Raw genomic sequence first — 13,296 nt, forward strand, 5'->3', positions numbered from 1 at the left:
TTTTCTAAAAATGTTTAATTCTACAATAAAAAATCTTTTATTATCCTTAGAGTAATCTTATTCTTGCTCTAAGGTTTTTAAAGAAATCTTTTTATTTTTATGCAAGCCTGTTCCTACCGGTATCATTCTACCCAAAACAACATTCTCTTTCAAATCTTCTAGAAAATCTTTTTTACCTGCAATACTTGCTTCTGTTAGAACTTTAGTTGTCTCTTGGAAAGAAGCAGCAGAAATAATACTATCACTTCCAACAGCGGCTCTTGTAATACCCAATAAAATAGGCTCAGCTACAGCAGGTTCTCCTCCAAGACTTAAAATTCTTTCATTTTCCTCTCTAAAGTAACGCTTACTTACTAAATCACCTTCAATAAATTTAGTGTTACCACTATCGATAATACGAACCTGTCTAAGCATTTGAGAAACAATAATTTCAATATGTTTATCAGCGATATTTACACCCTGTCTTCTATAGACTTGTTGCACTTCGCTAATAATATATTTATGCAATTCTTTTTCACCACTAATTCTTAAAATATCATGACTTGAAACAACACCTTCAGTCATTGCCTCTCCTGCATGGATAAATTCATCTGCACGAACAAGAATTTCTCTACTCTTATCTGCAAGATATTCCACGCTATTACCATCTTTTGAAGTTACAATAATTCTCTCTTTATTTCTCACGCTCTTACCAAAACTTACAACTCCATCAATCTCCGAAAGAATTGCTGCATCTTTTGGCTTTCTAGCTTCAAATAATTCAGATACTCTTGGAAGACCTCCTGTAATATCTCCAGATTTTGCTGTAGCTTTTGGAACTTTCGCCAAAATATCAGCCACTGCTACTTTACTATCTTCTGACACCAAGATAGCTGTCTTTGCATCAAGTGGATAGCGAATACTCTCTTTATTATCAGTTTCTATTACAAGTGTAGGCTTACATCCTGTTGGTAAATATTCATTAACTACAAGATTTTTAGTTCCCGTGTTTTCATCTTCTTTTTCCGCAACACTAACACCAGGAATAATATCTTCAAACCTTACTTTACCTGCTTGGTCCGCAAGAACCAGTGTATTATATGGATCCCAAGTTGCAACCACCGTATTTTTTGCTACTTCAGGCTCTGCAATCACTGTATTAAAATCTACTTCTTCATTATCATTAACCAAAATCTTAGATCCACGGGCAATATAATGTCTAATTGCCTCGCGATCATCCTTATCAGCAACAACAGCAAACAGACCTTTTTCTTTAACAATCTCACCTTTTTTTACATCTTTTGCACGCTTAAGATGATCTGTTGTAAGATTATAATACTTAATCACGCCATTTTCTTTTGCCACAATACTTTGTGCAATTGGCGCATTATCCTCAACCAATAATTCACTACCATAAGGAATACGATTTGATACATTCCAACTATCTTTAATAATATCAACAATACTATCACCGGCACTTACTTTTTCCCCTTGAGCATAGGCAATATAGAGTTTTCCTTCGATCTTACCTCCTACGCCAGCAAGTTCATTTGGCTTAGCTACATCACTTTTTCGCAAATGGTATTTTACTTCTTCTTTTGCTCCTAGTATATAAACCAATGTTTCATCATGTGCAGTCTCTATTTTAATTTCACCATCAAATGGTGCTTTTATCTTAGGCTCTACCACAAGAATTGCAGCATTTCTTCTATTTGCAACAATTTTCTTACCTTCTTTATTGGTATAAGTTTTTATATTGTAATAGCGTATAAAGCCCTCTTTTTCCGCAACAATTTCACGCTCTTCTTGGCTTCTAGATGCTGTACCACCAACATGGAATGTCCGTAAAGTAAGCTGTGTTCCAGGCTCACCAATAGATTGAGCAGCAATAACACCAACTGCCTCTCCAGGCTTACTCATCTTACCTTCACCAAGATTTAAACCATAACATTTAGCACAAACACCCTTTTCAGCCTTACAAGTTACAGGAGTTCTAATAATCACAGACTTGATACCAACCTCTATAATATGTTTTGCGATGTCCTCATCAATCAAAGTCCCTGCACTATAAAGAACTTCATTAGTAATTGGATCAATCACATCTTCTGCAACAACCCTGCCAAAAATTCTTTCCTCTAAAGATTCTATCACTTCACTACCTGAGAAAATATCTGTAATTTCTACACCTTCATGTGTTCCACAATCATTAGTTACAATTTTTACATTCTGTGAAACATCAATCAATTTTCTTGTCAAATATCCCGCATTTGCTGTTTTTAAAGCAGTATCTGCAAGACCCTTTCTAGCGCCGTGGGTAGAAGTAAAGTACTCTAATACATTCAAACCTTCTTTAAAGTTTGACACAATCGGGGTTTCAATAATTGTGCCATCAGGCTTTGCCATCAAACCACGCATAGCAGAAAGCTGTCTAATCTGTGCCGCACTACCTCTAGCACCAGAATCAGCCATCATATAAATGGAATTAAATCCACCTTTATCTGTTTCTACTAACGCCATCATTTCTTTAGACATTTTATTGTTTGCATCTGTCCAAATATCAATAATTTTATTATAGCGCTCTTGATCAGTCAATAAACCTTGATCATATTGTGCCTGTATTTTCTTTACTTCAGATTTTGCAAACTCAATAGTTTTCTGCTTAGTTTCTGGCACAATAATATCTGCAGCAGAAATAGAAATACCTGCTTTAGTAGCATATGTAAAGCCTAAACTCTTAAGATTATCCAAAAATGTTGCTGTAATTCCGATGCCACCATTTTTATACACATAGTCAATCAAGGTGCCAATATCTTTCTTTTTCAAAGTCTTATTCCATAATGAAACTGGAACAAAATCCGGCAATATAGATTTTAAAATCAATCGCCCCACAGTTGTATTTAACATTCTATTATCAACTACTGTACGAATTTTTGCATTAATATCTAAATTACCAGAATCTAAAGCAATCATTATCTCATCAATATTACCAAATAACTTATGCTCACCATCTACATGATTTTTTTCCAAAGAAAGATAATAAAGTCCTAGAACCATATCTTGACTTGGGACTGCCACAGCCTTACCGCTAGCTGGTAATAAAATATTCATAGAACTTAACATTAAAATCTTACATTCTGCAATTGCTTGCTCCGATAAAGGCACATGCACCGCCATTTGATCACCATCAAAGTCTGCGTTAAATGCAGAACATACCAAAGGATGCAATTGGATAGCCTTACCATCTATAAGTTTTGGATGGAAGGCTTGAATAGATTGCTTATGCAATGTTGGTGCACGATTAAGCAAAATTGGGTATCCCTCAACAATTTCTTGCAAACATTCCCACACCTCATTGGTTTTTAACTCAACCATTTTTCTTGCTTGCTTCATAGTTGTAGCATGCCCTTTTTCTTCAAGCTTAGCCAAAAGATGAGGTTTAAATAATTCTAGTGCCATATTTTTTGGCAATCCACACTGATCCATTCTCAAATTTGGTCCAACAACAATTACACTTCTTCCAGAGAAGTCTACGCGCTTTCCAAGAAGATTTTGGCGGAATCTTCCTTGCTTACCTTTGATAATCTCAGAAAGAGACTTTAATGGTCGTTTATTAGCACCTTTAACTGCATTTGCATTTCTACCATTATCAAACAAGGCATCAACAGCTTCTTGCAACATTCTTTTTTCATTTCTTACAATAATTTCTGGTGCATCAAGCTCTAAAAGGCGCTTTAATCTCTGATTACGATTAATCACGCGTCTATAAAGATCATTTACATCACTTACTGCAAATTTTCCTCCATCTAATGCGACCAATGGTCGTAAATCTGGTGGTAACACAGGTAACACAGTAAGCATCATCCACTCTGGTCTATTTCCAGAATTTACAAAGCTTTCAACTACTTTCAATCGCTTTATAATAATCTTTTTCTTAGATTCTGCATTAGTATTTTTAATATCTTCTTTTAAAGATCGTAATAACTCAGTGAGATCAAGCTCCTCAAGTAATTCTTTTACAACACCCCCTCCCATCTCTGCTACAAATCCTCTATCCTCAAAGCGTTTGCTAATCTCTTGATATTGTTCTTCATTAAGCACATCATATTTCATTACAGGTTTTGTAGCTTCATTATCATAGAATGCCTCGCCAGGCTCCTTAACAATATAAGCCTCATAATAAAGCACGCGTTCTAAATCTTTCATTTTTACACCAAGAAGCGTTCCTATTCTACTTGGCAATGAACTTACATACCAAATATGTGCCACTGGCGTTACAAGTTCAATATGCCCCATTCTTGATCTTCTAACCTTAGCACTTGTAACTTCAACTCCACATTTTTCGCACACTATACCTTTATAGCGTGGTTTTTTATATTTACCACAAAGACATTCATAATCTCTTACTGGACCAAAAATTTTAGTACAGAACAATCCATCTCTCTCTGGTTTTAATGTTCTATAATTAATTGTCTCAGGTTTTTTAACCTCTCCTCTACTCCAAGATCTAATACGCTCTGGGCTTGCTAAAACAAGCTGGAAAGTATTAAAATCTTTTGGGCGATTATCTTCTTCAATCAAAATTGGTTTAGGTTGCCCATCTTCATCTACATCATCACCAAAAATATTTACATCTAGCCCTAGAGATTGAAGTTCTTTTGTGAGAACATAGAATGTCTCTGGTATTTCAGATTCTCCCACTGCCTCACCTTTTGTAATAGCTTTATAAGCATTCTCTCTACCCTTAACATCATCAGATTTTACAGTAAGCATTTCTTTTAGAGTATGAGCAGCGCCATAAGCTTCAAGTGCCCAAACTTCCATTTCACCGAATCTTTGACCACCAAATAAAGCCTTTCCTCCAACAGGCTGTTGTGTTACAAGACTATAAGGTCCCGTACTTCTTGCATGCACTTTTTCATCTACCAAATGATGTAATTTCAGCATATACATATAACCAACATTTACACGCTCACGGATCTTTTCTCCTGTTTTCCCATCATAAAGATCTGTTTTTCCATCCATAGCGATTTTTGCCATTTCAAAAAGCTTATCAAATTTTTCTTGAGTAATACCTTCAAATACAGGGATAGCAAATTTCACTCCCTTACTCCAGTCACGAGCATAATCTAACAATTCTTCATCACTAAGATTTTTAATGAGATTCTGCATTGCTGTATCATTACTAACCACACCTGCAATCTCTAACATTTTAGTTTTCAAATCTGCAATAAAATTAGTTTTTTGTTGCTCTAAAATATCGGCAATCTGCTCACCAAATTTTTTACCAACCAAACCTAAATGCACTTCTAGAATCTGCCCTATATTCATACGACTAGGAACACCCAAAGGATTTAAAACAATATCTACAGGCTCTCCATCAGCAGTATATGGCATATCAACAGCGGGAACAATATTAGAAACAATACCTTTGTTGCCATGACGCCCCGCCATTTTATCTCCAACTTTCAGTTTGCGCTTTGTTGCAACATAAATTTTTACGCGTTTAACAACACCGCTTGGCAAAATATCATCTTTTTCTAAGATCGATAGCTTCTCTTCATGTTCTTCACCTAAAGTTTTCTTTTGCTCTAAGAAATTACTTTTAATTTGATTATACTTTTGTTGCACAGCCTTTGGATAACTTTTAATAAGTGTATTTAAAGTAAAGCGGCTAATACTTGCAATTTCATCTTGAGGGATAAAATCACCTTTTTCATATGTCTTTTTCTCTAATACTGCTTGACTACCCAACGCCTCTTTAGCCAACATTGTATTAATTCTTAATCTCTCTTCTTTATCCAACATTGTCAATCTATCATGATGTTCAATATCTAATACTGCCTTTTCTTGTTCATAAGCACTTTTGGTGCGCTCATCTTTTTCGTAACCTTTTTTTGTCAAAATTTTTACATCAACGACAGTTCCTTCTAAAGATGGTGGACAATAAAGAGACTTATTCACTACATGACCTGCTTTTTCTCCAAAGATTGCACGTAATAATCTCTCTTCTGGTGTAGATTTTACTTCACCTTTTGGACTAACCTTACCTACTAAAATCATACCACCACTAACATAAGTACCAATTTTTACAATTCCACTATTGTCAAGATGTACAATATCATCTTCACGCACATTAGGAATATCTCTTGTAATTTCCTCTACTCCATGTTTTAATTCACGTGCTTCAATTTCTTTCTCATAAATATGTACAGAGGTAAAATAATCTTCTTTGATTAAACGCTCACTAACAACAATAGCATCCTCAAAGTTGTAACCATTCCAAGGCATAAAAGCAACTCTAACATTTTTACCTAATGCTAATTCTCCAGTGTCCATACTTGGACCATCTGCAATAATTTGATTTGCAGTAATTTGGTCACCTACTTTTACTATAGGTCTTTGTGTAAAACTTGTATTTTGATTGGTACGAAGATTTTTTTGTAAAGGATAGCTATCAATATATGCACCGTTGTCATCCTCACCTAATATGTAAATATTTTTTGCATCTACTTTTTCAACAATACCCGCTCTTGTAGCCTTAATAGCCTCCCATGCATCTCTTGCAATAACTCCCTCGATACCTGTACCCACTATAGGTGCATCCGGTATGAGAAGAGGAACAGCTTGACGCTGCATGTTTGAACCCATCAAAGCACGGTTTGCATCATCATGCTCCAAGAAAGGAATTAAAGATGCTGCTACACCAACAAGCATTCTTGGACTTAAATCAATCAAAGTAATTTTACTTTTTTCACTCAAAGTAATTTCTCCACCCACTCTAGCATCTACCAAATCTTCTATAATATTACCATTTTCATCAATCTTAGTGCTAGCTGGGGCAATCACATGTCCATCTTCTTGAGTTGCAGTAAGATATAAGACTTCATCAGTCACTCTTCCATTAACAACTTTTTTATAAGGTGCCTCAATAAAGCCTAAATCATTAACACGTGTAAAGGTTGATAAGGTATTAATAAGTCCTATGTTTTGGCCTTCAGGCGTTTCAATAGGACATATTCTTCCATAATGAGTAGGATGTACATCTCTTGCCTCAAACCCAACTCTTTCTTTTACCAATCCACCTTCTCCAAGCGCAGATAATCTTCTTTTATGCGTCACCTCAGACAATGGGTTTGTTTGATCCATAAATTGAGAAAGCTGTCCTCCTGTAAAAAATTCCAAAATAGTAGAGGTAATCATTTTTGAATTAATTAAATCTAAAGGCATTAAAGTTTCTAAATTTACATTTGGGGTAGTTAGTTTATCTTTAATAGCTTTTTGCATTTTAACAAGACCTGTATGTAATTCATTTGCCAAAAGCTCTCCAATAGCACGAATTCTTCTATTACCCAAATGATCTCTATCATCAATTCTACCCTGACCATTTTTTACCTTAATAAGATACTTAATGCTTTTAATAATATCCTCTTGTGTAAGTACAGTAATATAATCAGGGACATCTAATCCTAATTTATGATTCATTTTCATGCGTCCTACACGTGTAAGATCATATCTCTCAGGATCAAAAAATAATTGTTTCACAAATTGCTTAGCCACTTCTTTTGTTACAGGCTCGCCAGGCCTCATAACTTTATAAATTCTAATCGCAGCAAGGTCATTCTCATCTTCAATTTTTTCCGTTTGCTTTAATATTCTCAGAGGATCAGCGTCAACAGCAAAAGATTTTAAAATACCACTATCATGACCAATAGCCAAATCATCTGCAACAACAAGTTCTTTAACCTTATGTTCCATAATCTTCTTAAGCTTACTTTCATCAATCTGCGTAAGAGTATCAAACAATACCTCTCCTGTTTTAGGATCTATAACAGGCTCTGCCAAATATCTATCCAATAAAGTAGGGTACTCAATCCACTTTAGACCTTTTTCAAAAAGTTCTTGTGCTTTTTTCTTCGTAAGACGCTTACCTGCCTCTACAACAATTTCACCCTCCGTATTTTTAATATCAAATTCCACTCTGCCTTCAAAAGCTTCAGGCTTAAACTCAATAAAATGTTTATCCTTTTTAATTTTAATATTTAATAATGGATAGAATATTTTCAAAATTTCTTGCTTATTATATCCCATAGCACGAAGCAAGATTGTAATAGGCACCTTTCTACGTTTATTAATTCTAACAAACAAAACATCTTTCGCATCATATTCAAAATACAACCAAGAACCACGATCTGGAATAATTTGTCCAGTATAAACAAGCTTATTAGAAGAAGTTGAAGATTCTTCTTTTTTGAAAATTACTCCGGGACTCCTATGCAATTGATTAACAACAACACGCTCCACCCCATTAATAATGAAAGAGGTACGATCTGTCATTAAAGGAATTTCTCTAATAAAAATACTCTGTTCCTTAATATCTCTAACACTTATTTTTTCAGTTTTCTCATCTTTATCTAATAATAAAAGTCTAATTTTAATCTTTAGAGGAATAGAATAAGTAATTCCTCTTTCCATAGCTTCTCTAACTGTATATTTTGGTTTACCAAACTCACAGCCATCATATTCTAATATTAAGCGGTTCTGCGCATCTTGAATAGGAAAAATGGAACGGAAAACTTTTTCTATACCACTTTCTCTACCATCTTTAGACTCTAAAAAAGAATCATAACTATCTCTCTGTAATAATAATAAGTTAGGAATTTCTAAATTTTGTGATGATTGTGTAAAGTCAACGCGTAGTCTATTTTTTATTTTTGTTTTCATTAACATACTAAAAACCTTCATATGTAGATTAAAAAAGAGCAAACACTCTAAAAAAACTTGCTAAACAAGCTTGCCTAGAATGTTTAAACGCAAAAAACCCAAAGTCATCTTAAAGACCTTGGGTTTAAAAACTCCGGTGAAAAATTATTTAATTTCTACTTTTGCACCAGCTTCTTCTAATTTTTTCTTGAAACCTTCAGCATCGTCCTTGCTAACACCTTCTTTTAGTACGCTTGGTGTAGCCTCTGTAGCCTCTTTAGCTTCTTTTAGACCCAAACCAGTAATTTCTCTTACAACTTTAATAACGTTAATCTTGTTAGCACCTGCATCAGTAAGAACTACATTAAACTCAGTTTTTTCTTCTGCAGCACCTGCACCAGCCACAGCACCTGCACCAGCCACAACTGTAGGAGCTGCAGAAACACCAAACTTCTCTTCAAACTCTTTTACTAATTCCGATAATTCTAAAACAGATAAATTACCAATATAATCTAAAACTTCTTCTTTTGTTATAGCCATTTTATACTCCTTTTTTAATATTTAATTTTTAACATTAATTATCATTTTCTTTTTTCTTTTTAAGATTGTCCAAACCAGTAACAAAATATCTCGCTGGAGCAGTCCAAACAGAAAGCAACATGCCAATAAGCTCATCACGACTTGGCAATTTAGAAACAGAAACAATATGATCACTATTTACAATTTCACCATCAAAACAACCCATCTTAACACTAAAAAGATCTTTATTTTCTTCAGAAAACTTCACTACAAACTTCGATAAAGAAATCTGATCATTGCTCCAAACAAAGATATTTGTATCATTGATTGCAAAATCTGGATAACCTGCATTTTTAAAAGCAATTTTTGCTAAAGTATTCTTAATTACCTGAACCTTTGCATCAGAGCTTCTTGCAGCCTTTCTTAATATTTCAAGTTTTGAAACACTTAACCCTTTATAATCACAAACAATTAAAGAATTTGCATTTTTAAACTCTGAACTTAAGTTTTCTACCAACGCTTGTTTTTCTTGTCTAGTCATTTTTCCTCCTTTCTAGACTTAAACTTCATATAAGGAGTTAATACAATTAAGCCTAAGCCCTTATAGTCTCTAGTCTAAAGATAAAATCATTTTAAGTCAATTAATTCCTGTGCTTCAAGTTTAACAGATGGTGACATTGTCAAAGACAATGCGGCCCCCCTAATATATTTACCCTTAGCACTCGCTGGTTTTAATTTATTAATTGTTTTAATGAATTCTACCAAATTTTCTTTAATTTTATCTTCAGCAAAACTCACTTTTCCAAGAGGAGCATGAATATTACCCTTCTTATCCACTCTAAAATTAACTTGACCGCCTTTAGCATTCTCAACAGCCTTGCCAACCTCCATAGTAACAGTTCCAGTCTTTGGATTTGGCATCAAACCTTTTGGTCCCAAGATTCTACCCACTTTACCAACAAGAGCCATCATATCTGGAGTAGCAATAACCATATCAAAGTTGATATTACCATTTTTAATTTCTTCAACTAAATCATCATCGCCAACGACATCAGCACCTGCATTTTTTGCTTCATCAGCTTTCAAGCCTTTGGCAAAAACTGCTACTCTTACTTTTTTACCTGTACCATGTGGCAAAACCACAGCTCCTCTTATCATTTGATCGGCATGTCTTGGGTCAACGCCAAGCTTTAATGAGACTTCAACAGTTTCATCAAATTTAGCAGAAGCTAAACTTTTAACAGTCTTTACCCCATTTTCTAAACTATATAATTGAGTATTATCAAATTTTGATAACAAATTCTGTAATCTTTTGGCTACCTTTTTTCCCATACCTAAAATCTCCATAATTTAAATTTTAAAATTAATCTACTATTTCTATTCCCATACTTCTAGCACTGCCTGCTACAATCTTTTTAGCTGCCTCAATATCTGTAGCATTTAAATCTTCCATTTTTGTATTAGCAATTTCCTCAAGTTGCTTTTGTGTCAATTTGCCAATCTTATTCTTTAATGGATTATCTGAGCCTTTCGTAATGTTAGCAGCTTTTTTAATAAGATCTGTAACTGGTGGCTTCTTAGTAATAAAGCTAAAGCTCTTATCTTGATAAACAGTAATTAATACAGGTATATTAAAATTACCCATATCCTTTGTTTTCTCATTAAAAGCTTTACAAAATTCCATAATATTAACACCTCTTTGACCTAAAGCAGGACCAACGGGCGGGGATGGATTTGCCTTACCAGCAGGAATTTGAAGTTTTAATTCACCAACAATTTTCTTTGCCATTTTTAATCCTTAATTAAACTATTTTTTCTACTTGTGAATACAGTATTTCTATAGGAGTATTTCTTCCAAAAATGGAAACATTAAGCTTTAATTTCTCATGTTCAACATCATACTCTTCAACAACAGCTGTAAAGTTAACAAAAGGTCCATTTATAATTCTAACAACTTCCCCTTTACCAAAAAAGATCTTTGGTTTAGGATCTGATCTTTTTTCAACTTTTTCCAAAATGGAATTAATATCTACCTGACTCAATGGTGTAGGTTTTTTATCCTCACCAATAAACTTAGACACCTTTGGCAATCTCTGTATCATATGCCAAATTGAAGTTGTTAAATCAACTTGAATAAATACATACCCAGGGTAAATACTTCTCTTTTTGATAATCTTCTTACCATTTTTATACTCAAAAACATCTTCAGTAGGAACAACTATGCGACATTCTATCTTTGCATTATCTAAAAGATTTTTTACCGCTTTTTCTACCGACTGCTCACTTCCAGAATAAGTCTGTATTGCATACCAATCTAATGACATAATCCCTTCTCCTATATTCAAAGAATACTAGATACAGAAGCAGATAAAATAAGATCTACGATAGCTAAAAAAATAGAAATTGAAATCACAACAACTGCAACAGAGATCAATGCATTTCTAATTTGCTCTTTTGTAGGAAAAATTACCTTAGAAAGTTCTTCTCTAGCTAATCTGTAATATGTAATTATTTTGTTCATAATCTCACTTCCATTCAAAATAAATGGCAGGCCAGGAGGGACTCGAACCCCCAACACTCGGTTTTGGAGACCGACGCTCTACCATTGGAGCTACTGACCTAAATAAGCTAAGGGAAAATCCCTTAGCTTTTCAACTTAACTTCTTTATGTATTGTATGCTTGTTAAGTCTTGGGCAGAATTTTTTAAGCTCCAGTTTTTCTGTATTTGTTTTAGCATTCTTTGTAGTGCTGTAATTGATATCTCCACATTCAGAACACTTCAATCCTATTTTAACTTTCATTACTATACCTTAAATTATTCTACTATTTTTGTAACAACACCAGCACCAACAGTTCTACCACCTTCTCTAATGGCAAATTTAGTTCCTAGTTCAAGTGCAATTGGAGTAATCAATTCTACATTAATCTTAATATTATCTCCTGGCATAACCATTTCTACACCATCAGGCAATTTAATAGAACCTGTAACATCAGTAGTTCTTACATAAAATTGTGGTCTATATCCATCAAAGAAAGGAGTATGTCTTCCACCTTCATCTTTAGAAAGAACATAGATTTCTCCTTCAAACTTTCTATGAGGAGTAATAGAACCTGGCTTACAAAGTACCATACCTCTGATAACTTCTTCCTTCTTTGTTCCTCTCAAAAGAACACCTACATTATCACCAGCTTCACCTTTGTCAAGTTCTTTTCTAAACATCTCAACACCAGTTACTGTAGTTTTTTGCGTATCTCTAATACCAACAATTTCTACTTCGTCGCCTACTTTTACAACACCTCTATCAATTCTACCTGTAACAACAGTACCACGACCAGCAATTGAGAAAACATCCTCTACAGGCATCAAGAAGGTTTTATCTGTATCTCTTTCTGGAGTTGGAATATAAGCATCAACTTCAGCCATTAATTTTAAAACTTTTTCACCCCATTCACCAATACTACCAGACTTAGCTTCTTCTAATGCTTTCAAAGCAGAACCAGATACGATTGGTGTATCATCACCTGGGAAATCATAAGCACTAAGCAATTCTCTAACTTCCATTTCAACAAGATCCAACAACTCTTGATCATCAACCATATCTTGTTTATTCAAGAAAACAACAATATACGGAACACCTACTTGACGAGCTAGGAGAATGTGCTCTCTTGTTTGTGGCATAGGGCCATCAGCAGCAGAAACAACAAGAATTGCTCCATCCATTTGTGCAGCACCAGTAATCATATTTTTAACATAGTCAGCATGTCCAGGACAATCTACGTGAGCATAATGTCTATTTTCTGTTTCATATTCAATGTGAGAGGTTGCAATAGTAATACCTCTTTCTTTTTCTTCAGGAGCATTATCGATATTATCATAATCTCTAAGCTCTGCTAAACCTTTAGTCGCTAAAACAGCTGAAATAGCAGCACTTAAAGTAGTTTTACCATGGTCAACATGCCCGATTGTTCCTATATTAACATGAGGTTTTGTTTTGACAAATTTTTCTTTAGCCATTTTTTACTCCTATTTTAGTTTTTGAGATTTAAAGTGAATATTTTACACAAAAAGTGCTTATACTTTTTTTAAATCTCTTAAA

The 13,296-nt window shown here is 34.2% G+C and carries 9 protein-coding genes and 1 tRNA gene; all 10 read right to left on the bottom strand.

Annotated features, from left to right (window positions below; all coding sequences use genetic code 11):
* Positions 1–57 precede the first annotated feature (57 nt).
* On the bottom strand, positions 58–8,706 hold the full coding sequence (locus LW133_RS05765) for a DNA-directed RNA polymerase subunit beta/beta' (protein WP_233077478.1): 8,649 nt from the start codon (positions 8,704–8,706) through the stop codon (positions 58–60).
* Between the two features lie 138 nt (positions 8,707–8,844).
* A complete protein-coding gene (gene rplL, locus LW133_RS05770; RefSeq protein WP_233038191.1) occupies positions 8,845–9,219 on the bottom strand; it encodes a 50S ribosomal protein L7/L12 in 375 nt (124 codons plus the stop codon).
* A 34-nt stretch (positions 9,220–9,253) separates the two neighbouring features.
* Positions 9,254–9,739, bottom strand: coding sequence for a 50S ribosomal protein L10 (rplJ, locus tag LW133_RS05775; protein ID WP_233077479.1), 486 nt, complete (start codon positions 9,737–9,739; stop codon positions 9,254–9,256).
* Between the two features lie 86 nt (positions 9,740–9,825).
* The gene (gene rplA / locus LW133_RS05780; protein WP_233077480.1) at positions 9,826–10,530 is read right to left on the bottom strand and encodes a 50S ribosomal protein L1; all 705 of its coding nucleotides are present in this window, start codon (positions 10,528–10,530) and stop codon (positions 9,826–9,828) included.
* A gap of 31 nt (positions 10,531–10,561) precedes the next feature.
* On the bottom strand, positions 10,562–10,987 hold the full coding sequence (gene rplK, locus LW133_RS05785; RefSeq protein ID WP_233038188.1) for a 50S ribosomal protein L11: 426 nt from the start codon (positions 10,985–10,987) through the stop codon (positions 10,562–10,564).
* Positions 10,988–11,000: 13 nt separating this feature from the next.
* On the bottom strand, positions 11,001–11,522 hold the full coding sequence (gene nusG, locus LW133_RS05790; RefSeq protein ID WP_233038187.1) for a transcription termination/antitermination protein NusG: 522 nt from the start codon (positions 11,520–11,522) through the stop codon (positions 11,001–11,003).
* Positions 11,523–11,539: 17 nt separating this feature from the next.
* The gene (gene secE, locus LW133_RS05795) at positions 11,540–11,719 is read right to left on the bottom strand and encodes a preprotein translocase subunit SecE (protein ID WP_233038185.1); all 180 of its coding nucleotides are present in this window, start codon (positions 11,717–11,719) and stop codon (positions 11,540–11,542) included.
* A gap of 24 nt (positions 11,720–11,743) precedes the next feature.
* A tRNA-Trp gene (locus tag LW133_RS05800) sits at positions 11,744–11,819 on the bottom strand.
* A gap of 22 nt (positions 11,820–11,841) precedes the next feature.
* Positions 11,842–12,000, bottom strand: a complete 159-nt coding sequence (rpmG, locus tag LW133_RS05805) for a 50S ribosomal protein L33 (RefSeq protein WP_095269274.1) — start codon at positions 11,998–12,000, stop codon at positions 11,842–11,844.
* Positions 12,001–12,014: 14 nt separating this feature from the next.
* Positions 12,015–13,214 (bottom strand): elongation factor Tu, encoded by a 1,200-nt coding sequence (gene tuf / locus LW133_RS05810; protein ID WP_233038184.1) that lies wholly within the window; start codon positions 13,212–13,214, stop codon positions 12,015–12,017.
* Positions 13,215–13,296: the final 82 nt, after the last annotated feature.

The sequence above is a fragment of the Helicobacter anatolicus genome (assembly GCF_021300615.1).
GTDB lineage: Bacteria > Campylobacterota > Campylobacteria > Campylobacterales > Helicobacteraceae > Helicobacter_H > Helicobacter_H anatolicus.

Excerpts from the sequence above, each read along its gene's own strand:
- LW133_RS05765 (WP_233077478.1), bottom strand. The coding sequence starts at position 8,706 with ATGTTAATGAAAACAAAAATAAAAAATAGACTACGCGTTGACTTTACA.
- rplL (WP_233038191.1), bottom strand. The coding sequence starts at position 9,219 with ATGGCTATAACAAAAGAAGAAGTTTTAGATTATATTGGTAATTTATCT.
- rplJ (WP_233077479.1), bottom strand. The coding sequence starts at position 9,739 with ATGACTAGACAAGAAAAACAAGCGTTGGTAGAAAACTTAAGTTCAGAG.
- rplA (WP_233077480.1), bottom strand. The coding sequence starts at position 10,530 with ATGGGAAAAAAGGTAGCCAAAAGATTACAGAATTTGTTATCAAAATTT.
- rplK (WP_233038188.1), bottom strand. The coding sequence starts at position 10,987 with ATGGCAAAGAAAATTGTTGGTGAATTAAAACTTCAAATTCCTGCTGGT.
- nusG (WP_233038187.1), bottom strand. The coding sequence starts at position 11,522 with ATGTCATTAGATTGGTATGCAATACAGACTTATTCTGGAAGTGAGCAG.
- secE (WP_233038185.1), bottom strand. The coding sequence starts at position 11,719 with ATGAACAAAATAATTACATATTACAGATTAGCTAGAGAAGAACTTTCT.
- rpmG (WP_095269274.1), bottom strand. The coding sequence starts at position 12,000 with ATGAAAGTTAAAATAGGATTGAAGTGTTCTGAATGTGGAGATATCAAT.
- tuf (WP_233038184.1), bottom strand. The coding sequence starts at position 13,214 with ATGGCTAAAGAAAAATTTGTCAAAACAAAACCTCATGTTAATATAGGA.